The sequence below is a fragment of the Geomonas sp. Red32 genome (assembly GCF_023652955.1).
Taxonomy (GTDB): Bacteria; Desulfobacterota; Desulfuromonadia; order Geobacterales; family Geobacteraceae; genus Geomonas.
This window is the reverse complement of record NZ_JAKLOY010000014.1, coordinates 1-19,824: the sequence shown is the minus strand read 5'-3', so window position 1 is coordinate 19,824 and position 19,824 is coordinate 1. Positions and strand designations below refer to the sequence as shown.

Below are 19,824 nucleotides of genomic sequence, written 5' to 3'. Positions count from 1 at the left end.
GGTCCCAGGGAGGACGACATGCCGTACGAGTACCGCGGAGACATCGCCGCCGCCGACATCGCCTTCAACGCCTGGGGAAGTACCCTGGTGGAACTCTTCACCGACGCCGCCAGGGCCACCCTGCAGGTGATGATGGAGGATCCGAACGAGATCCGGCCAAGCGTGAAAGTTGACGTCGAACTGGAGCAGGGCAGCGAGGAGATGCTCCTCTTCGACTTTCTCAACGAGCTGATCTTCTACAAGGACGCCCGCAGGCTCTTCCTCCTCCCGGCCCGGCTCGCCATTACCGCCACCGCCACCGGCAAAGGGTTCAAGGTGACGGGGGTCCTCGAGGGAGAACAGATTGAGCCGAAGCGCCATCGGGTGCAAACCGACGTAAAGGCGGTCACCATGCTGCGATTCTCTCTGGAGAAAGTGGATACGGGGTGGCGGTCCACCGTGGTTCTTGACGTATAGAATAGTGCTCCATCGATGACACACCCGGAAGGTGGTGGTTCCGCGGGACTCGCCGCCACCACCTATCCCGGGCCAGCCTGCCTCTCCTTTTTAATCCTCCTTACCATCCTGCATCCACTGTGGCGGCCCATCTGCCCGGTAACCGGCGGCCTGGGGCGGTTTCGGTAGCTCAGCGTATCGTGAAGGATGGATCGGTGATGCGTTCGCCACGGCAGACCGGGCACTTGCCAGGGGCCTTGAGACGTTCCCTTTTGCGGAACTCGAAACCGCAGTCGAGGCATTGGGCGGGAACCACCGCAAGCTCTCCTTGCAACGCGGTCCGGACATGCTCGAGGTGGTCCAGGACATCTTTTTCCGATATCCCCATCTGACCGGAGAGATCCTTCGCGGTAAGTATCTCCCCGGTCAGCAGGGCAACGATCTCCTGCCTCAAGGTCTCCGGCCTCTCCACCGGGGTCGTTGGCCTCTTGGCGTGGCTCTTCATGGCACCCCCATCCACCCAGCGTGAAGCTACCCGGTTACCAGCAGGTTGTTGACGACCTTGTCGACACCGAACACGAACCAGGCGTCATTCTCAGCGGCGCTTCTGCTGCTCTCGGAGGCCACCGCCCCCTCCAGGGTCACCTCCCGGTTCCGGCAATGGATGGTGACCTGAGAGGCGTTGACCATGGGATCCTTCTCCAGAACCAGCCGAAGCAGGTCACCAAGTTCATCGTCGTTATCGTCCATGGGGTAGGAAAGTTCCATCCCGTTCACCACGTCCCGCGAGCCGGGAACCCACCAGGCAAGAACACCCGCCAGCCGCTTATGGGAGAGGCTCTCGACGCTGCCGTTGAGGGTAACTACCCCGTCGCTTACCTCGACCTCCATCACCCGCTTGGGATCGTCCAGCACCCGGAGCAGTTCCATCTCCTGTTTCACCACTGCCCGGAGGGTGTAGTTCTTGAAGGCCGGCTCCTCGATCAAGGCGTCGCAGACATGGTCCCGGATGGCGCCGTCTTCCATCCGCTCCGAAGGCTCCACCCTGAGGCGGTCGACGATCCCCGAGACCGGGGAGGGTGAGGCGGCGATTTCCATCGCAAGCTTCTTGGCCGCGATGCCATCGACTTCGCCGGTAAGGGTGACCACCCCGTCGGCAAAGGTCATTTGAATGGCGTTACTGTGGACGTTGATACGGGGCTCGCGTTCCATGGCGGCCTGGATAGTTCCGATGACCTCTTCAGCACGAATCATGGCTTCCTCCTTCCGGGGTGGCTGCCGCGCTGACGCCGGGGACGATGTATCCGGCGTCCCCGGCGTCGGCTAAAGTTGTAATTCATAAAGTATAATGGATACAGAAATTGTATCACGGTGGGGGGCGGGGGTCGATTCTGATGTCAACAGCGGCAAAGCGTATACCTTGTTGATCCGGCTGTAACAATCACGTTATAATCTACGGAAGATGAAAGAAGACCAAGAACTCAACGAGGCCCAGCAGCATGTGTAAGAAGATTTTCATCGCGGCAACCGGTCAGCACTGTGGAAAGACGACTATCAGTCTTTCGCTGATGCACCTGGCAAAGAAGAAGTACGCCAGGGTCGGTTTCATCAAGCCCATCGGCCCCAAGCTCTTTGTCTTGGACGGGGTCGAGATGGATATGGATGCCGCGCTCATTGCCTCTGTCTATGGCCTTGAGAAGGACCGGGCCCTGATGTCCCCCGTGGTACTGGGAAGAGGCTACACAAAGAGATTTTTAAGCGGCGAGATTCCTCCGCAGATGCCCCTGCAGCGGATCAGGGAAGCGTGTGCGGAGCTCGAGAGAAAGAACGATTTCCTCATCATCGAGGGGTCAGGCCATGGCGGGGTCGGTTCCGTGATCGGCATCAACAACGCCCAGATAGCAAAGGAACTCGGGGCACCGGTCCTGATGGTGGCGGCCGGCGGGATCGGCTGCGTGATCGACTCGGTGGAGCTGAACCTTGCCCTCTTCCGCCAGCAGGGCGCCGAGGTCCCGATGGTGCTGGTCAACAAGCTCATTGCGGAGAAGCGGGCGGAATCCCTTGGCTACCTTAAGAAATTTTTCGAGGCCCGCAACCAGAAGGTGGCCGGCGCCTTCGATTTCTCGTCCGTACTGGCCAACCCCACGCTGATCGACATCTCCAAGGTGCTCCAGCTCCCCCTGCAAGGCGATCCCGCAGGGAGAAACCGCATCATCCACAACGTGCAGCTCGGTGCGGCATCCTCCCAGAGGGTCATCGACAAGCTACAGGAATCCACCCTGCTGATCACCACCAGTTCCCGTGACGAACTGATCGTGACGACCTCAGCTCTCTACAACATCCCCGCCTATCGGGAGAAGCTGGCTGGCCTCATAATTCCGGGCGCGGCCCCGATGTCCGCCATCAGCCAGAAGATCCTCGACGACAGCAACATCCCGTACATCCGCACCTTGAAAACCACCGGCGAGGTCTATACGACCCTGAGCGAGCATGTCTCCAAGATCACCGCGGATGATGAGGAGAAGATCAACCTGATCAAGGGCCAGGCGGAGAATGTCTTCGACTTCCGGGTGATCGACGCCATCGCGCGATAGTCTTAGCCTCGCCTCCCCGTCGATCAGGCGGCGCAGTGATGGTCTACCAAACAAAGAAGGGGACCGGCGCTTTACCCAAAGCCGGTCCCCTTCGCTTCTTCTACCTGATATCGCTATCGGGAGGCGAGTGCGTCGTAGATGCCGAACGGGGTCGACTCCACCACCTCCACCGCCGTTCCCAATTCCCGCTCCAAATCTTCTACCGTCAGGTCGTCGAGGAAGACACCCTCCCCTTCTTTCAGCATCACGTCCGGGACCAGGATCAAATCACCCAAAGGCTCCCCCTTCAGCGCCGCGATGATGTCCTTGCCGCAGACGAGGCCGGTAACGGTCACGCTCGGCCCGAAGAGGCGGTTGTCGATGGCAACAGGCCTGATGGCGGCACCGGTAGCGGCGGAAAGACGCTCGAGGAACTCGGCCAGGTGACGGTAGGGAGAGTGCCCCGTGACCACGGTGGCGGCGAGAGGTTCCACCTTCTCCGCCTCATCCAGCACATCCTCGGCCTGGGAGAGAAAGAGTGGGATCATTCCGACGCCGTTCTCGATCTGGGGGAGGTCGCCGTAGCTCTCCAGGGGAGGGAAAGGGACGTTACCCTTCAGGTAGAACTCGTCGGCTAAAAACAGAAACGGCTCTCCCAGCCGTTCCTCCAGCTCGGCCGCCTTTGCCCCCCACTCCGCCACGAAGGCAGCCGCAAAAGGCTCGTCCACCGGGGTCAGGAGGGGAAGCCTCTTCCGGTGGCTGGTGAGACCTACGGGGACCACCGCCAGCGAGGCGATGGATGGATGAAGGGCGGCCAGGTCACCGACGGTCTTGGCAAAGGCCTCACCGTCGTTAAGCCCCGGACAGAGAACGATCTGGGTATGCATGACGATGCGCGCATCGGCAAGCTCCTTCAGGATATCGAGAATGGGGAGGATTCCTTTTTTGCCGAGCAGCCGCTCCCGCAATTCAACATCGGTGGCATGCACCGAGATGTAGAGGGGGGACAGCCGCTGCTCCTTGATCCTCTCGATCTCCTCGCGCCCTATGTTGGCGAGGGTGACGTAGTTTCCGTACAGAAAGGAGAGGCGGTAGTCCTCGTCCTTCACGTAAAGCGGGGCCCTCAGCCCCTTGGGGAGCTGGTGGACGAAGCAGAACACGCACTGGTTCCCGCAGCGGGCGGGAGCGGGGGCAGGAAAGATGATGCCGAGCGGCTCTCCCTCATCCCGCTCCACTTCGAGCTCCCAGAGCTCTCCGTCGGCCTTCTCCACTTCCAGAACGAGCGCCTCGTCGGAGCCCAGGTAGTTGTAATCGATGATATCCCGCAGGGGTTCACCATTGATGGAAAGCAGGCGGTCTCCCGGTTCGATCTCGAGTTCGTCCGCAATGCTGCCGGGCATGACCCTTTCCACGATAAGTCCGGACATCAGTCCTCCTTCGTATTTTGCAGATACGGCATCTTATACTTTGGGGGGATTTACTGCAAGCGCGAGGGGAAGCTGGCACAGTTCGTCGAGGGAAGGGGGAGCAGGACCAGAAGCTCAGGGAAGGCGGGCAGGAGCAGCCTCGGAGAAATAAAAGGCGCCGGCCCATCGGAATGAGCCGGCGCAGGAGCTTGTCATCGAGGCGGGCAGACCGCCTCTGGAGAGTACAGAGGTACTATTGGTGCAAGCGGAAGACGCCGTCCACGGAGGTGATGCTGCAAATGGCATGTTTGTAGATCAGGATGTCACCATGGACTTCCATCAGGACAGAGAAGTTATCAAAGGACTTGATGTGTCCTTCCAACTTCTCGCCCGACATCAACTGCACGAGCACCTTAACCCGCTCCTTACGCGACTGGTTGAGGTACTGATCCTGGATGTTAAAAGGGGTTTTCGGCATGATTCCGCTCCTTTATGCAAAAAATTCTATGACATGCTCAAGGATAGTAGCAAAACCTGCAGGATAATCAAGCCAGTAAACATCTTTTTCCTTCCCGAACCACGTCATCTGCCTCTTGGCATAACGCCTGGTGTCCCGTTTTATGAGCTCTGTGGCGCCGGAAAGGGAGATTTCGCCGGCGAGGCAGGCGGCTGCCTCCTTGTACCCGATGGAACGCATCGCCTTGAGCTCCCGCGAGTAGCCGGCTGACAGCAGTCCCTTGACCTCCTCGATAAGCCCTTCCTCGAGCATCCGGTCCACCCGCGCCTCGAGCCTCCGGTACAGTTCGGAGCGCTCCACCTGGATGGCAATCTTCATCGTCTGGTAGTGGGAGCCGGAAAAGCCATGCTCGGAGCGGAAATCCGAGATCGGCCGCCCGGTCTGGGCGAAGACTTCCAGCGCCCGGATCAACCGGACGCGATCGTTGGGGTGGAGCCTGGCGGCGGTGACGGGGTCGACTGCGGAGAGGCGTTCGAGCAGCTCGGGGCCGGGGATATCGGCAAAGCGTTGGCGGATTTCGGGATCGCCATGGGGGGAATCGACCAGCCCATCCAAAAGGGCGCGGATGTAGAGGCCGGTCCCGCCCACCACGATCGGTATCTTCCCGCGGGCATCGATGCCGGCGATGGCCGCGGTAGCGGCTTCGCGGAAGTCGGAGGCGGAGAAATTGACCTCCGGCGAGACAATGTCGAGCAGATGGTGCGGAACGCTCGCCCTCTCTTCCGGAGACGGCTTGGCGGTCCCGATATCCATCCCGCGGTAGATCTGCATGGAGTCGGCGTTGACGATCTCACCGCCGATCCGCTCGGCGATCCTCAGTGCCAGCTCGGTTTTCCCGCTCCCGGTCGGTCCCCCAACCACGAGGAGCCTGATCTTCTTCTCCGTCAAAACCTAGACCCTCTTGAACATCTTCTCGACCTCGGGCAGGGTTAGCCGCTGCATGACCGGCCTGCCATGGGGACAGTTACTCGAGAAGTCGGTCTGGTCCATCTGCCGGAAAAGGGCAGCTATCTCCTGGCCGGAGAGCGGCCTGCGCCCCCGGACCACGCTGTGACAGGCGATCCGGGCCAGGAGGTCCTCCTGCACGTCGGTAAAGCTGCGGCTTCTGCCGAGACTCCCCAACTCCTCGAGGATATCCCTCAGGGTGCGGAGGTATCCGGTGGAGGAAAGGATCTGGGGGACCCCCTTCAACAGCCAGGTGTTGCCGCCGAACTCGTCGATCTCGAACCCGAGGCGTCCAAGTTCCTTGAGGTGTTCCTTGAGGACCGCCGACTCCTGGTAACTCAGCTCGATCGGCTCCGGGAAAAGGAGCCCTTGGCTGTCCACCTCGCGGGCGGCCAATTCGCCCTTCAGCTTTTCGAACGCCACCCGCTCGTGGGCCGCGTGCTGGTCGATCAAGACGAGATCGGTGCCATGTTGGCAAAGGATGTAGGAGGCGTTGAACTGCCCAATGACCGCCAGGGACGAGAAGTATCCCTGTGCACTCTCCTCCTGCACAGGGTCGGGTTCCGGTCCCATGGGCTCAGGCGGGGGAGAGGCACCTTCGGGGCCGATTCCCTCAGCCGGATCAGCTACCCCGGCCGGAGGAAGAATGCCTCTCCGGGTGCCGGTTTCCTGTACCGGCTCTTTGGCTGGCTCGCACTTAACCGCGGCCCCCGGCGCGCCCCTCCCGATTTCGGGCCGTTCCGGCTCACTGCCGGCTGGATGAGGTTCTGGGCCTGCTTGCTGCGCTGGCGGGGGGGAGGTGTCGTCCCCTCCTTTCGCCGCCCCGCTCTTGTCGGGCGAGGGTTGGAAATAGGGGCGCAGAGCCGGCTGCGGGCGGGGCTGGTAGTTGACCAGCAACTCCCGGACCTCAGCCACACGCGCGGCGCTGACGCCGGAGATCGCCTGCCCGTTGGAAGCAGCGGATACCGGGGCGCTCGCCTCACCAGGTGCCAACTCTCGTTCACCAGTGGTTGCGGCTTCCTTCCTGGCGCTCGAAGCAAGGGGGAGCGGGGACTGTGAGGGACGGGTCGCAGAGGCACCGGAGGGCAAAGCAGCCGTGCTCCCCCGGACTGCAGATACGGCAGTGGATGAGGTCGCCCCACCGGCGGCCGGTCTGGCAGCGCTTGCCGATGATGCCGCAGTGACGGCCGTGGCCGCCGGCTGACGTCTCAGCCACGGCGTCTCCTTCAGAACCGACTCCACCGCGAACTGAATCGCATCGTGTACCCGCCCCTGCTCCCGGAACCGCACCTCGTGCTTGGTCGGATGCACGTTGACGTCCACCTCTCCGGGATCGATATCGATGAAGAGAGCCACCACCGGGTAGCGTCCCTTTTCCATGAAGTTCCGGTAGGCCTGGAGGACGGCATGCTGAACCACCTTGTCCCGGATGAAGCGGCCGTTTATGTAGGTATAGAGATGGCTTGCCGCACTGCGGCTGCATTCCGGTGCCGCCACCAGCCCACTCACCTTCAGGCCGCTGCCGTCCTGGTAGGAAACGGGATGGAGAAAGCCGGCGATCTGCCGTCCCAGCATGGTGGCGACCCGGGTTTTCAGGTCGCTGTCGAGGGCCCGGAAGACCTGCTTACCGTCGTTGAGGTAGGTGAAACGGACATCGGGGCGGGAAATGGCCAGGCGGGTGAGGAGCTCGCCGACGTGCCCCCCCTCGGTCTCCGCGCTCTTCATGAACTTCAGCCGTGCCGGGGTGTTGAAGAAGAGGTTCCTCACGGCAATGACGGTGCCGGCCGCCATCCCGCACTCCTTGACCTCCTTGATCCGCCCCCCCTCCGCATAGATCTCGGCCCCTTCCACCGCATCGGGGGTCCGGGTGGCGATGGTCAGGCGGGAGACGGAGGCGATGGAGGGGAGTGCCTCCCCGCGGAAGCCCAGGGTGGAGAGAGAGAAGAGGTCGGCGTCGGTGGCGATTTTGGAGGTCGCGTGCCGCTCCAGGGCCAGAAGCGCGTCCTCCCGGGACATCCCGCACCCGGTATCGGAGATCCGGATCAGTTTCCGCCCTCCCCCTTCGATCTCGACCACCACCTCCCTGGTCCCGGCATCGAGCGCGTTCTCCACCAGCTCTTTAGCGACGGAGGCCGGCCGTTCGACGACCTCGCCGGCGGCGATTTTGTTGGTCAGGTTCTCGGGAAGGATTCGTATCTTGGTAGCCAATGCACCCCTCGCAAACGTCTCATTTGAAGCTGAGCCAAGATACCTTAACCTCCCCGGCAATGCAAATCCCAATCCACGGTCAGGGATTGCAGGAAGATTAGCTGATGTTAAATTGTAAATATGAACCGTCTTTCCTACATTGCCTGCTCCACCATTGCCTGCCTCACCGCGGCCTTGGTTTTCGCGCCACCGGCTCCGGCATCGGTCTCCCCCTCCCACTACTCCGCCGCATCGTACCTTGTCAAGATCAACGACCGCACGGTCCTGGAAAAGAATCCGGACCGCCGTCTCGCTCCCGCGAGCCTCACCAAAATCATGACAGCCTTGCTTATCATGGAAAAATCCCGTATGGACGAGGTGGTAACCGTAAGCAAGGGGGCCGCGCGGGAGACCGGGAGCAGGATCGGACTGCGGCGCGGCGAGCGGCTGAAGGTGCGCGACCTGCTGGCGGCCACCCTCATCGCCTCGGCCAATGACGCCTGCCGGGCGCTGGCGGACCACGCCGGCGGCAGCCAGGGCGGTTTCGTGGAAAAGATGAACGCCAAGGCCAAAGAGCTCGGCTTGGCCAACACCCGCTTCGCCAACGCCTGCGGCCACGACGATGCCTCCCTCTATACCACGGCGCACGACCTGGCGGTGCTAGCCGAGCATGCGTTGGATCTCCCGCTTTTCGAGGAGCTGGTATCCCGCAAGAGCATGAGGATCTCCACCGTAAACGGAAGGCGCAGCTTTCAGCTCCGCAACAAGAACCGCCTCATCGGCCGCTATCCCGGAGCCTACGGCGTGAAGACCGGTACCACCCCCCGGGCGGGGCAGTGCCTGGTGGCCCTGGCCAAGCGGGACGACCGGAAAGTGCTGCTGGTCCTGATGCGCTCGCAAAACCGCTGGAAGACGGCGCCCGCCATGCTGGATGCCGCCTTCCGCGTTTCGACATCTGCCATGCGATCAAGGGAAGTAAAAGGAGGGAATGATGAAGCATTACCGCAAGGAGCTCTGGTTCGAGATCAGGAAGCGGCGTGGTCTGGTGAACATAACGGGGGACGTGGAGAAAGCGCTGTCGGAAAGCGGCATCCGCGAAGGTCTGCTCCTGTGCAACGCCATGCACATCACCGCAAGCGTGTTCATAAACGACGATGAAGGGGGCCTGCACCAGGATTTCGAGCAATGGCTGGAAGGGCTCGCCCCCCGAGAAGCCGTACTCGCGCTACCGGCACAACAACACCGGCGAAGACAACGGCGACGCCCATCTCAAGCGGACCATCATGGGGCGCGAGGTCGTGGTGGCGGTCACCGAGGGGCGGCTCGACCTTGGGCCCTGGGAGCAGATCTTTTACGGCGAGTTCGACGGCCTGCGCCGCAAACGGGTCCTCATCAAGATCATCGGCGAGTGACCAGCCATCTGCGCCGGGGTCCGCAACGCCCCACTCGCTTTCCGTGGGCTGACCTTTGCCTGGCTTTCCTATCGCGGTGCTAACCGCGCCGCCTTGACCCAACCACTCCCGCGGCTCCCCTTTACGCTTCTCTCTAGGAGGCGGGGGCTGACGATGGACGCCGTCCGGCAGGAGGACTCGATGAAGGCCAGCAAAACCGCTACCCTCTCCGCAGTCAGGACCTACCAGAATGTATCCTTCCTGCTCGTGCTTTTCCTGGCGGCCATCTCCCACGCATCGGACCTGCACCTCGACTACATCAAGCTCCCCCCCGGATTCTCCATCGAGGTTTACGCCCAGAATATCCCGGGAGCCCGCTCGATGACCTTGGGCGCCAAAGGCACCCTCTTCGTCGGCTCCCGCGGGGAAGGGAAGGTGTACGCGGTGGTCAACGGCGGCACCCCGAAGGCCAAAGTTTACACCATAGCGAAGGGGCTCAGGGAGCCCAACGGGGTAGCGTTCCGGAAGGGATCGCTGTACGTGGCCGAGATCAGCCGGGTGATCCGCTTTGACAATATCGAGGAGCATCTCGCCGCCCCGCCGCGCCCCGTGGTGGTAAACGCCACCTTCCCGGACAAGAGCCATCACGGCTGGAAGTTCATCCGCTTCGGCCCCGACGGCAAACTCTACGTCCCGGTCGGTGCCCCCTGCAACGTCTGCGAGTCGAAGGATCCCCGCTTCGCCTCCATCATGAGGATGAATCCGGACGGCAGTCAGCTGGAGATCTTCGCCCGCGGTATCCGCAACACGGTCGGTTTCGACTGGCACCCGGTAACGCACGAACTGTGGTTCACCGACAACGGGCGCGACTGGATGGGAGACAACCGCCCCCCCGACGAGCTCAACCGCGCGCCCAAGGCGGGCCTTCACTTCGGCTTTCCTTACTGGCACGGGCACAACATCCCCGACCCCGAGTTCGGCTCGATGATGAAGAAGGATGCCTTCGTCCCCCCGGAGGTTGAACTCCCCGCACATGTAGCCGCCTTGGGTATGCGCTTTTACACGGGGAGCATGTTCCCTTCCCAGTACCACGGCCGGATCTTCATAGCCGAACATGGCTCCTGGAACCGGACCACGCCGACCGGCTACCGGGTATCGATGGTTGCCTCCAAAGGAGAAAAAGACCGGAGTTACCAGGTTTTCGCGGAGGGGTGGCTTCACAAAGGGAGTGCCTGGGGACGTCCCGTGGATGTCCAGGTGCTGCCGGACGGGAGCCTGCTGGTATCGGACGACAAGGCCGACGCGATCTATCGGATCAGCTACCGGAAGTGACGTCGAGAGGCGGGGAAGAGGCGATGGGCGCTGGCGGCTTGGACGGCCGAGGAAAGCAGGTTGGATACCGCTGTGTTACTTCGTGCAGCGGACCACCAGCACCGTGATGTCGTCTGGCTGCGGGTCCGGAGTTTCGGTGAGCGCGATGAGGGCATCGACCATCTCCTCGGCGCTCTCCAGGCCGGCGAGCCGGTGAGCCAGGATCTGGTTGGTCAGTGACAGGCGGGGGTTGGCATCGATCAGGCCGTCACTGTAGAGAACCAGCACGTCGCCCCGGTCCAGCTTGATCCTCCCCTCCTGGTATATTTCCCCCCCCTGGACGCCGAGGGGCAATCCCCGCGGTGAAAGCCCGGTCACCATGCCGTTGGCACGGCGGACGAACACATAGCCATGGCCGCAGTCCACGAAGCTGAAGGTCTTGTGCCCGGCATTCAACTGGCCGTGAAAGAGGGTCACGAAGCTCTCGGAGTTTTCCAGGTCGGCAAAGAGTGCCTTCTCGGCCAGGTGGAGCGCCTGGGCCGGCGTGTTGTACAGGGTCACGGCATGGAGCGCCGCGCGGACCGTCGCCATCAGCATGGCAGCCGCCATCCCCTTCCCCATCACGTCACCGAGGGTGAAGTAGAAGATGGTAGGGGTAACCTGCTGCCAATCGTAGAAATCCCCTCCCACCTGCTTGGCTGGCAGGCAGCGGGCCGCGACGTCGAAACCGGGAACGTTCGGCTTGGTGCGGGGAAGGAGCTTGTCCTGGATCTCCGCCGCGTACTTCAGTTCCACCTGGAGCTGATAGCGGCGCAACTCACTTTCCCGCAGAGCGGCCTCGGCCTTCTTCCGCTCGCTGATATCCCTGAAGATCGAGACGTTGCCGGTGGCGACACCCTGGCTGTCGAACCGCTTCATGGCATACTGCTCGCCGATAAAGACCTCGCCGTTTTTCCTGCGGAACTCGAGTTCCAAGAGCTTCCCCTTCTGCCCCCCGTAAAGGTCGAAAAACTCCTCGCCGGTGCGCCGGAAATCCCCGTCCTGTGCGTACAGGATGCTGATGCTCCGGTCGACGACCTCCTCGGTCTGATAGCCAAACACCTCCTGAAGGGCCGGTTGGTTGACGTGGAGGATGCGGCGGTTGTCGTCGGTGACGGCGATCACGTCCCGGATGCTGTTGAAGAGATTGCGGTAGTCTTCGGCACGTTTCTCGATCTCGAGGTAGGCCCGCTCCAGCTCATTTTCGGTCTGCCGTTGTTTGGCCCGCTCCTGGGCCTCGGTCAGCGCCCGTTGCACCGCGGGAGTGAGACGGGAGAGCCGGTTCTTCAAGACGTAGTCAGTGGCCCCGCTCTTCAGCGACTCGATAGCGGCTTCTTCCCCAAGTTTTCCGGAAACGAAGACGAAGGGGAGATCGGGAAGGATCGCCCGGACCATAGCGAGTGCCGTCATGCCGTCGAAAGCCGGAAGGGCGAAATCTGCCAGGATCAGGTCCATTCCACCGCGCTGGAGGGCGGCCTCGAACTCCTCCCGGCAGGATACCACCTGTACCTCGCACGCCATCCCGTCGGCCTGGAGGGTCATGAGGACCAGCTCCGCATCCATGGGGTCATCTTCGAGGTGAAGTATGCGCAACGGTTGGGTCATGAATCGCCCCTTTTGAGGGTCGTGGGAGGAGGTTCGTTGATGATGGCCCAGAAGGCCCCGAGTTCCTTGACGGCTCCGATGAACTCGCCGAAGTTTACCGGCTTCACCACGTAGGCGTTGACACCGAGCCGGTAGCTTTCCACCACATCCCTCTCTTCCCGGGACGAGGTCAGCACGACTACCGGAATGAACCGCAGCTTCGGGTCCCCCTTGATAGTCCGGAGGACCTCGAGGCCATCAACTTTGGGGAGTTTGAGGTCGAGCAGGATAACGGCCAGGTTGCCGTCCTGTTTTCCCTGATAGGAGCCCCGCTTGTACAAATAGTCCAAAGCCTCGGCGCCGTCCCTGACCAGGTCGACCCCGTTGACGAGATTATGCTCAGATAGTGCCTCCATGGTGAGTTCGGCGTCGTTGGCATTGTCCTCAACCAGAAGGATCCGTTTCAATCTAACCATTTGCCCGCCTCCCATCCGACCTCGACAGTCAGCAACTATAATTAGTCTACCACATTCTGAAGATCATTAGCGGCTTGGCAGGGAAGGGGGGAGACGCCAGAGGCGGCGTGTGAATTTCACGCCGGGGAGACTGTCAAGAGGAGGAGTTTTCTGGTAATCTTTCCCAGTGCTATGACTTTCCGGTAAAGGGAGGATAAATGAAACCTCATGCAATTTCGATTTTGGCCCTGTTGAGCCTGGTCCCTGTTTCTTCGGCGTTCTCCGCCAGCGAAATAACCTCTCCCCCGGCCACCGGCCAGAACCTGGGCGCGGTCACCGGTGGCCACTTCGGCAAGGCCACTCCGGTCATCCAGAAGAAATGCGTCTCTTGCCACAGCGCGAAGCGAATCCAGGATGCTATCACCGCGGGCAAGGACATGAAAATGATCCAGCAGCGCATGGAGCAAAAAGGGGTGAAGCTGTCGGCCAACGACAAATCGGTCCTGGGGATCTTCTGGCAGCAGACCCCGCTCAAGAAGAAGTAATCCCCTCCCCCATACCTGGCGACCACCACCCGTGGTAGCTGAAGGGAACGTGGTGCCGCAGGCGTACGAGAGCGACCGGCCCGTCCCCCAGCCGGCCGGCTCTCAGGATGGCGAGGGAACTCAGCCTGCTATTGCTGTCGTACACCTCGGTCAAAAGGTAACCCGGCTCGTCCTTTTCCCCCTCGGTATAAGGACGGCCCGGCAGCGGCACGAAGACGGGCTCGGTCGGAAAACGGCCGGGCCCGAAATCGTATCGCTCCAACCGTCCGCTCTCGAAGTCAAACCTGCACACCTTGGTCCAGAAGAAGTCTCCGGGCCTCGCGTCGAGGAAATAACCAAACCGGTGCGATAGTCCCCTGCGCAGTTCGTTGACCCTCGGCCATTCGTAGTTCCCCCCCTGTTCCACGATTTCCTGCTGCACCGTCCTTCTCGCGGGATCGATCCGGTAGCGTCGCAGCGCCCCCGGGCAAGCATGCTCCCCCGGGCGCCCCTGCATGACAGCCGCGGCCACCGGGTCCCGCCCGACGAAGTGGTCGGGGTTGTGGTAGGCGATGAAGTCGGCCACCACCGTTTCCCCACGGTCATAGGCGTTCACCGAGTGCCACATGTACGAGGCCTCCGTCTCCATGAGTGCCGGATCCCCCCGAAGATGTCGATCGAATAGCAGCAGCAGGTTGCCTTTTTCCGGGTGCCATGACAGCGACTCCACCATGCTCTTTCGCCCTAGCAGTACCGGCCAGAAATCCATCTCCACCGGATGAAGCGATAGGAGCAGGTATCTGCGGGTTACGAACCAGTCGTGCAGGTAAACCTTCCGTGGCATCGGAAGAGAGCGGTGAGCTCTCAGCGACCCGTCGGGAGCGAAGATAGTGAGGTGCAGCTGCGGCTTCGGGCCGTAGAGGATTCCGAAGTGGAGCCAGTCGCCGGAGACGGGGTCGAACTTGGCGTGAGCAGCGTAGATGGTGAGCCCTTCAGGGAGTCCAAGGCGGGAGACCCCATAGGTGGCTAAGGTAACCGGGTCCATTTCGTAGGGGAGCGCACACTCGTCGAAGGCGTAGAGCCTTCCGCGCCAGGGGAAGACGGTGATTCCCGCCTGCCCCATGAAGTTCATCCGCAGGAAGTTTCCCCAGAAGCCTCCTGGCGCCTGGGTGCTCCAACTCGGATAGAGAAAACGGCCGGCGGCCTCCTCGTCGATGAACTTGCGGGTACGAACGAACCGGTTGCGGTACCGGACCCCGTCATCCCGGAAGACGAAGGCCTGCACCATGCCGTCGCCATCCAGCAGGTTTCGCTTGCGGAGACCGCCGCGGTCGAATAGTGCGGGGCCGTTTCTGTAAAGCGTCCCGCGCACCTCCACGGGGAGCTCTCCCTCCACCTCCGGGGAGTAGCTGTACTCTTCTCGCAAGGTGGTGGCCAGCCCTAGGTAAGGCCTCGCGCGGTCCCCATATTCAGGGAAAACCTCCTTCTTAAGCGGAGGGCTCGAGGCGCACCCTGACAACAACATTGCCACGGAAGCCTCCGCCCCTAGCCCCAATAGGTGGCGACGTGAAAGCATCGATCCTCCAATCCGTCCAGCACGGGAGGTATGGTATACTTCATAAATCTTAATTTTAACCAATAAAGGATGCCATGAACGAGCGCGGAACGCCACGCGAAAACCGCCAAGTACAGTTACGGCGCCTGAGGAATTACTCGATCTGGCTCGGCGCGTTCTGGACCATGCTGGTGGCCATTTCGCTTATCATCAATTACCGGCATCAGCAGGAGGAAGCCCACTCCATCATCCTCGCCGAGGCAAGGGCAGCGCTCGCCAAGGACCTCCACTACCGCGACTGGGCAGAAAGCTACGGAGGCGTGTACGCCCCGGTCACCGGCAAAAACCAGCCCAATCCCTATCTCGCCAAACATCCCGAACGCGACATCACCACTCCATCGGGTAAGAAGCTCACCCTGGTGAGTCCGGCAGCCATGATCCGGCAGGTCTTCGAACGGGCCCGCAACCACCCCGAAGTCAGCCAAGGACACATCACGAGCCTCACACCTCTCCGTCCGGAAAATGCCCCGGATCCCTGGGAGAGTAAGGCACTGCAAGCCTTCCAGCGGGGAGCCTCCGAGGTGAGCGGGATCGAGACCATCGACGGAATTACTTACATGCGTCTGATGCGCCCCATGATGGCCCACGACCCCTGCCTGACCTGCCACCACGCCGACCGGAGGACCAACGGTCTCACGGTACGCGGAGGGATCAGCGTCTCCATCCCCGTCGCCCAGGTCGAGAAGGCTATGGAAACTACCATGGCCGGCATTGCCATCGGGCACCTCTTCTTCTGGGTGATGGGACTCACCGGGATCGGCGTGGGGGCGAGAAACCTGATCAAGAAGGCGGCGGTTATCGAGGAGAGCGAGCTCCGTTTCAGAAGCACCGTTGAGCAGGCCCCCATCGGAATCGCCCACATGTCTCCGGAGGGAAGGCTTAACCTGGTCAACAGGCGTTTTTGCGATATCGTTGGCTGCCCTCCCAGTGAAATGCTGCAACGGACGATTCAGGAGATCACCCATCCCGACGACCTGCAGGCGTTCGAGGACCACGTCCGGCTCCTGCTGGAAGGGAAGATCAAGACCTACACGGCGGAGCAGCGATACCGAAGGGCCGACGGTTCCGCGGTCTGGACCATCCTCACCCTCTCCCTTGTCCACGGAACCAAGGGAGCACCTGCCTACCTGATCGGCGTGGTGGAGGACATCACGGAGCGCCAAAAGCTCGAGGAACAGCTGCACCAGTCGCAGAAGATGGAATCGATCGGCGCACTGGCGGGGGGAGTTGCCCACGATTTCAACAACATTCTCACCGTCATCATCGGCAACGCTGCGCTGATGCAGATGAACCTGTCCCGTGACAGCCAGTTGATGCCGTACCTTCAGCAGATGCTCGATGCCGCCGAGCGCGCTGCGGGACTTACCCGCGGGCTGCTCGCCTTCAGCAGGAAGCACGCCATCTCTCTGGTACCGGTCGATCTCAACACGGTTATCCAGGACATCAAGCGGCTCCTCCTCATGGTCATCGGCGAGGAACACGAACTGGCGATCACGCCTTCGCCGGAAAAGCTGACGGTGCTGGCCGACGTGGGCCAACTCGAGCAGGTCCTTATGAACCTGGCGGTGAACGCGCACGATGCGGTCCCCGAAGGAGGAAGGATCTCCATCAGTACCGGATCGGATACTATCGATAGCGAAAGGGCTGCCGCCGCCAACGTGAGTCCCGGCACCTATGCGACTATCGTCTTCTCCGACAACGGTACCGGGATTCCCAAAGAGAACCTCGAACGAATATTCGAGCCGTTTTTCACCACCAAGGCCCCCGGGAAAGGGACCGGCCTCGGTCTTTCCATCGTCTATGGCATCGTCCGGCAGCACAACGGCCAGATCAAGGTCTACAGCGAGGTGGGGTACGGGACCACCTTCCGGATCTATCTCCCCCTCACGCGGGAGACCCAGCTTGCCGAAGAGGAGACCGCCCAACTCTTTCCCCGCGGCACCGAAACTATTCTGGTTGCCGAAGACGACGAGAATGTCCGCAAGATCGTCGTCGATGTCCTCGAGGCTTACGGCTACCGCACCATAGTTGCGGTCGCCGGGGACGATGCAGTGGCGAAATTCCGGCAGCACCAGGAGGAGATTGCCCTCGCCTTCCTCGATGCCATCATGCCGCGGAAAAATGGGTGGCAGGTTTACGAGGAGATCCAGAAGATCCGGCCGGGGGTGAAGGTGCTTTTCACGAGCGGCTACACCGACGAAATCATCAGGAAGGAAAACATCATGGCAGACAAGGCCCATATTCTTACTAAGCCGGTCCCCCCTTCGCTCCTGCTTACCAAGATCCGAGAAACCCTCGACTCATGATGGCCGATCCCTCGTCATTGAGGGGAAGAGTACTGTCGCATCACCGGAGCCACCTTTTCTCCTATCCCACCACCTCGGTCCAAAGTGACGTCGATGGGATATCCTCTCTTTTCCGTGATCGCCTTCCGAAGCTTGGAAAAATCGGTTGATGCCACCAGCGATCGCTTGGAGAGGAGGCGTAGCGCCTCCCCCACAGCCCATTCACCTCCAACCGCATCGTGATTCTCCACATACACCCGCCCCCCCTGGACCGCTACTTTTACCGGTTGGTTGACGACTACCACTCTCGTTCCCACCGGGACCTCCCGGTAAAGTTTCACGATGTCCTCGGGATACAGCCTCAGACAACCATGGCTCGAACGGCTTCCGATCCCCCATGGGCGGTCCGTGCCGTGGATTAGAATATTTTTGGCGGAAAGCCTGAGAGCACGGGTACCCATTGGGTTGCTCGGACCGGCAGGAACTACCTTTGGCAGGGAGGGTTGTTCCCGCCTGATCGAGGGGGGAACATGCCATGCCGGGTGGATTATTTTTTCCACCACACGGTAGCTTCCCGCCGGGGTGTCGCCTTGCTCACCGATTCCAACCGGATAGGTGATTACCTCCCCTTGAGAGCCAGCAGGGAAGTAGTACAGCCGGAACTCCGTGAGGTTGATGACCAGGCACGGCCGGAAGGGGATTTGGGGGAGGATCCAGGAGGTCGGTATGGTGATGGTAGCACCGGTTGGCGGGATGAGAGGATCGACGCCGGGGTTGGCAGCGGTGATCTCGTTCAATCCCAAGTCGAAATGACGGGCGATCTCGAAAAGCGATTCGTTTTTGTTGACGGTATGGGAGTCGATGCGGCCGAAGAGCTCTCCCTCCAGCCCAAAGGTACCTGCGGACAACGAAAAGGGTGAAAGCCCGAATACAAGGACCATGAAGAGAAGGAAGAGCCGGAATGAATGGAGTTTGCTGCCATGGCAGGGGGGATGGCCGCGGGCTACTCAACCTGTGGCGTCGTGTAAGGCCTACTTCTTCTGCCCAAGTTCAAATGATTTGGCCGCCGGCCGGGCAGCGGCGTCGGCATTGGTAGCTGCGGCCTCAGCATTGCGGGCAGCGGCTTCTGCCCGTTGGGCGGCGTCGATACTCTTTCTCTCGGTATCGGTCAAGACGGCACGGTCCGCGGCTGGCAGTTCCATTGTCTTCGGGAGGGCGCTGACTTGGCCTTCAAGGGTGTTAGCCCGGTTCTCCAGGGAGTTGAGGCGGCCTTCAGCGGCGGAGATCCTCTGATCCAGGATGTTTTGCCGTGATTCAATGACGTCGACCCGGCAGGAGACGGGGGTTACCTGCTGTTTAACGAAACCTTTCGTGGCGCAACCGGCGAGGGCGAACACGACAGTGAAAAGAAGCATACGTTCCAAGGACATGAGAGACCTCCTTGTGGACCAGGGATCGGTGCGCTCGGGGCGGTCAAATGCAGTCGCCCGGACTCGATTAATGCTACCTAATCATGATGGCAATGCAATACCCCTTGCACTATAAAGCAGGGTTGACGCCCCGTCGTCACACGATACCACGTATTGGCACTTGTTAATTTTACACATGAGAGGTCCACCATGGAATTCAAGTTAACCAGTTCTGCTTTCAATAACAGCACCCTGATCCCCTCCAAGTACACCTGCGATGGCGATAACGTCAACCCGTATCTGGCTGTTCATGGTGTACCCGCGGAAGCCAAATCACTGGCACTGGTGGTAGCAGATCCTGATGCGCCTTCAGGGCTCTACATTCACTGGCTGCTTTGGAATATCCCGGTAGAGGTCAAAGAGATCCATGCAGTAGAAGGGTTAAACAGCAATAAAAGCGTTGGATACGAAGGTCCGAGCCCCCCCTCAGGGACCCACCGTTACTTCTTCCGCCTCTACGCCCTTGACATAAAGCTGCACTTGGAAGAAGGAGCGCTAAGAAGCGATTTGATTGCCGCAATGGAAGGGCACATTTTAGCGACCGCGGAACTGATGGGAACGTACTCACGTACCAACAATGCCCCGGTTTGAATCAATGGAAATCCGCCTGCGGAGCCAGTTGGCAAATACCTCCTAAACCTACGCCAGTCACGGCTTCACAGGGATGAGAGATTTGCAATTTTAGTGCAGGAAGGGTACAGTATAATCAAAAGGAAGGTGAGACCGAGATTAGGTGCTTTTGCTCCCACGCCAGCTACAAATCCACTAGTGAAGCGCGAGTAGAAGCAGATAGCAGTATTCACCAAAGCACCTACTAAAATTCAAAGAAAGGGAAGGTGACTTCTCCAAAGCAAGGGCTGGCGTAGTTAGAATGCCAGCTCTTCGCATATTGAGGGGACAGAATCCAGAGAGGAAGGACAGCGAGAGTAGGGAGAAAAGCAAAAGCCCCGCGCTGGAATACCCAGGCGGGGCTTTCTATTAAATTCCCTGCGGCGACCTACTCTCCCACACCGTTACCAGTGCAGTACCATCGGCCCTGAGAGGCTTAACTTCCGTGTTCGGGATGGGAACGGGTGTGGCCCTCTCGG

18 protein-coding genes, 1 rRNA gene and 1 pseudogene are annotated in these 19,824 nt (G+C 60.8%); 8 read left to right on the top strand and 12 right to left on the bottom strand.

Features of this window, described 5'->3' with window-relative positions; all coding sequences use genetic code 11:
- Nucleotides 1-18: 18 nt before the first annotated feature.
- Nucleotides 19-456 carry an archease gene (locus tag L4X63_RS23225; protein ID WP_250681052.1) on the top strand — a complete coding sequence of 146 codons (438 nt, stop codon included), beginning with the start codon at nt 19-21 and terminating at the stop codon, nt 454-456.
- 169 nt (nt 457-625) lie between these two features.
- On the opposite strand, the gene L4X63_RS23220 is transcribed toward L4X63_RS23225, so the two are convergent.
- Both L4X63_RS23220 and L4X63_RS23215 read right to left on the bottom strand, forming a co-directional pair.
- A complete protein-coding gene (locus tag L4X63_RS23220; protein WP_250681051.1) occupies nt 626-940 on the bottom strand; it encodes a transcriptional regulator in 315 nt (104 codons plus the stop codon).
- 26 nt (nt 941-966) lie between these two features.
- Nucleotides 967-1,689: a BON domain-containing protein gene (locus L4X63_RS23215; protein ID WP_250681050.1), complete on the bottom strand. Its 723-nt coding sequence runs from the start codon at nt 1,687-1,689 to the stop codon at nt 967-969.
- A gap of 245 nt (nt 1,690-1,934) precedes the next feature.
- Between L4X63_RS23215 and L4X63_RS23210 the strand changes: the two genes are divergently transcribed.
- A complete protein-coding gene (locus L4X63_RS23210; RefSeq protein WP_250681049.1) occupies nt 1,935-3,029 on the top strand; it encodes an AAA family ATPase in 1,095 nt (364 codons plus the stop codon).
- 113 nt (nt 3,030-3,142) lie between these two features.
- Here the strand turns inward: L4X63_RS23210 and L4X63_RS23205 are convergent, their stop codons facing one another.
- The 4 genes from L4X63_RS23205 to mutL form a co-directional block, all read right to left on the bottom strand.
- The gene (locus L4X63_RS23205; protein WP_250681048.1) at nt 3,143-4,435 is read right to left on the bottom strand and encodes a DUF512 domain-containing protein; all 1,293 of its coding nucleotides are present in this window, start codon (nt 4,433-4,435) and stop codon (nt 3,143-3,145) included.
- A 232-nt stretch (nt 4,436-4,667) separates the two neighbouring features.
- Entirely contained in the window at nt 4,668-4,892 is a 225-nt protein-coding gene (gene hfq / locus L4X63_RS23200) for an RNA chaperone Hfq (protein ID WP_012529414.1), read from the bottom strand.
- A 12-nt stretch (nt 4,893-4,904) separates the two neighbouring features.
- Nucleotides 4,905-5,819: a tRNA (adenosine(37)-N6)-dimethylallyltransferase MiaA gene (miaA, locus tag L4X63_RS23195; RefSeq protein WP_250681047.1), complete on the bottom strand. Its 915-nt coding sequence runs from the start codon at nt 5,817-5,819 to the stop codon at nt 4,905-4,907.
- A 3-nt stretch (nt 5,820-5,822) separates the two neighbouring features.
- The gene (mutL, locus tag L4X63_RS23190) at nt 5,823-8,084 is read right to left on the bottom strand and encodes a DNA mismatch repair endonuclease MutL (RefSeq protein ID WP_250681046.1); all 2,262 of its coding nucleotides are present in this window, start codon (nt 8,082-8,084) and stop codon (nt 5,823-5,825) included.
- 120 nt (nt 8,085-8,204) lie between these two features.
- Between mutL and L4X63_RS23185 the strand changes: the two genes are divergently transcribed.
- The 3 genes and pseudogenes from L4X63_RS23185 (at nt 8,205) to L4X63_RS23175 (ending at nt 10,786) form a co-directional block, all read left to right on the top strand.
- Nucleotides 8,205-9,221, top strand: a complete 1,017-nt coding sequence (locus L4X63_RS23185; RefSeq protein ID WP_250681045.1) for a D-alanyl-D-alanine carboxypeptidase family protein — start codon at nt 8,205-8,207, stop codon at nt 9,219-9,221.
- Nucleotides 9,109-9,475 (top strand): annotated as a pseudogene (locus L4X63_RS23180) (secondary thiamine-phosphate synthase enzyme YjbQ). The gene L4X63_RS23185 and the pseudogene L4X63_RS23180 overlap by 113 nt, the downstream one beginning before the upstream one ends.
- Before the next feature lie 180 nt (nt 9,476-9,655).
- Nucleotides 9,656-10,786: a PQQ-dependent sugar dehydrogenase gene (locus tag L4X63_RS23175; RefSeq protein WP_250681044.1), complete on the top strand. Its 1,131-nt coding sequence runs from the start codon at nt 9,656-9,658 to the stop codon at nt 10,784-10,786.
- Between the two features lie 75 nt (nt 10,787-10,861).
- On the opposite strand, the gene L4X63_RS23170 is transcribed toward L4X63_RS23175, so the two are convergent.
- The gene (locus L4X63_RS23170) at nt 10,862-12,409 is read right to left on the bottom strand and encodes a SpoIIE family protein phosphatase (protein ID WP_250681043.1); all 1,548 of its coding nucleotides are present in this window, start codon (nt 12,407-12,409) and stop codon (nt 10,862-10,864) included.
- Entirely contained in the window at nt 12,406-12,864 is a 459-nt protein-coding gene (locus L4X63_RS23165) for a response regulator (RefSeq protein WP_250681042.1), read from the bottom strand. The genes L4X63_RS23170 and L4X63_RS23165 overlap by 4 nt, the downstream gene beginning before the upstream one ends.
- Before the next feature lie 197 nt (nt 12,865-13,061).
- Here L4X63_RS23165 and L4X63_RS23160 point away from each other — a divergent pair, with 197 nt between their 5' ends.
- Nucleotides 13,062-13,388, top strand: a complete 327-nt coding sequence (locus L4X63_RS23160; RefSeq protein WP_250681041.1) for a cytochrome C — start codon at nt 13,062-13,064, stop codon at nt 13,386-13,388.
- Here L4X63_RS23160 and L4X63_RS23155 read toward each other — a convergent pair.
- On the bottom strand, nt 13,375-14,793 hold the full coding sequence (locus L4X63_RS23155) for a carotenoid oxygenase family protein (RefSeq protein ID WP_250681040.1): 1,419 nt from the start codon (nt 14,791-14,793) through the stop codon (nt 13,375-13,377). The genes L4X63_RS23160 and L4X63_RS23155 overlap by 14 nt on opposite strands.
- A 224-nt stretch (nt 14,794-15,017) precedes the next feature.
- Here L4X63_RS23155 and L4X63_RS23150 point away from each other — a divergent pair, with 224 nt between their 5' ends.
- Nucleotides 15,018-17,288 (top strand): ATP-binding response regulator, encoded by a 2,271-nt coding sequence (locus L4X63_RS23150; RefSeq protein ID WP_250681039.1) that lies wholly within the window; start codon nt 15,018-15,020, stop codon nt 17,286-17,288.
- Between the two features lie 14 nt (nt 17,289-17,302).
- Here L4X63_RS23150 and L4X63_RS23145 read toward each other — a convergent pair whose 3' ends face one another.
- Nucleotides 17,303-18,064, bottom strand: coding sequence for a L,D-transpeptidase family protein (locus L4X63_RS23145; protein ID WP_250681038.1), 762 nt, complete (start codon nt 18,062-18,064; stop codon nt 17,303-17,305).
- A gap of 234 nt (nt 18,065-18,298) precedes the next feature.
- Nucleotides 18,299-18,697 carry a hypothetical protein gene (locus tag L4X63_RS23140; RefSeq protein ID WP_250681037.1) on the bottom strand — a complete coding sequence of 133 codons (399 nt, stop codon included), beginning with the start codon at nt 18,695-18,697 and terminating at the stop codon, nt 18,299-18,301.
- Nucleotides 18,698-18,886: 189 nt separating this feature from the next.
- Here L4X63_RS23140 and L4X63_RS23135 point away from each other — a divergent pair, with 189 nt between their 5' ends.
- Nucleotides 18,887-19,327, top strand: coding sequence for a YbhB/YbcL family Raf kinase inhibitor-like protein (locus L4X63_RS23135; RefSeq protein ID WP_250681036.1), 441 nt, complete (start codon nt 18,887-18,889; stop codon nt 19,325-19,327).
- Nucleotides 19,328-19,720: 393 nt separating this feature from the next.
- Here L4X63_RS23135 and rrf read toward each other — a convergent pair.
- A 5S ribosomal RNA gene (rrf, locus tag L4X63_RS23130) occupies nt 19,721-19,824 on the bottom strand; the annotation flags it as partial.

Excerpts from the sequence above, each read along its gene's own strand:
- L4X63_RS23225 (WP_250681052.1), top strand. The coding sequence starts at position 19 with ATGCCGTACGAGTACCGCGGAGACATCGCCGCCGCCGACATCGCCTTC.
- L4X63_RS23165 (WP_250681042.1), bottom strand. The coding sequence starts at position 12,864 with ATGGTTAGATTGAAACGGATCCTTCTGGTTGAGGACAATGCCAACGAC.
- hfq (WP_012529414.1), bottom strand. The coding sequence starts at position 4,892 with ATGCCGAAAACCCCTTTTAACATCCAGGATCAGTACCTCAACCAGTCG.
- L4X63_RS23160 (WP_250681041.1), top strand. The coding sequence starts at position 13,062 with ATGAAACCTCATGCAATTTCGATTTTGGCCCTGTTGAGCCTGGTCCCT.
- L4X63_RS23175 (WP_250681044.1), top strand. The coding sequence starts at position 9,656 with ATGAAGGCCAGCAAAACCGCTACCCTCTCCGCAGTCAGGACCTACCAG.
- L4X63_RS23150 (WP_250681039.1), top strand. The coding sequence starts at position 15,018 with ATGAACGAGCGCGGAACGCCACGCGAAAACCGCCAAGTACAGTTACGG.
- L4X63_RS23215 (WP_250681050.1), bottom strand. The coding sequence starts at position 1,689 with ATGATTCGTGCTGAAGAGGTCATCGGAACTATCCAGGCCGCCATGGAA.
- L4X63_RS23205 (WP_250681048.1), bottom strand. The coding sequence starts at position 4,435 with ATGTCCGGACTTATCGTGGAAAGGGTCATGCCCGGCAGCATTGCGGAC.
- L4X63_RS23185 (WP_250681045.1), top strand. The coding sequence starts at position 8,205 with ATGAACCGTCTTTCCTACATTGCCTGCTCCACCATTGCCTGCCTCACC.
- L4X63_RS23135 (WP_250681036.1), top strand. The coding sequence starts at position 18,887 with ATGGAATTCAAGTTAACCAGTTCTGCTTTCAATAACAGCACCCTGATC.
- L4X63_RS23210 (WP_250681049.1), top strand. The coding sequence starts at position 1,935 with ATGTGTAAGAAGATTTTCATCGCGGCAACCGGTCAGCACTGTGGAAAG.
- L4X63_RS23170 (WP_250681043.1), bottom strand. The coding sequence starts at position 12,409 with ATGACCCAACCGTTGCGCATACTTCACCTCGAAGATGACCCCATGGAT.
- L4X63_RS23220 (WP_250681051.1), bottom strand. The coding sequence starts at position 940 with ATGAAGAGCCACGCCAAGAGGCCAACGACCCCGGTGGAGAGGCCGGAG.
- L4X63_RS23140 (WP_250681037.1), bottom strand. The coding sequence starts at position 18,697 with ATGTCCTTGGAACGTATGCTTCTTTTCACTGTCGTGTTCGCCCTCGCC.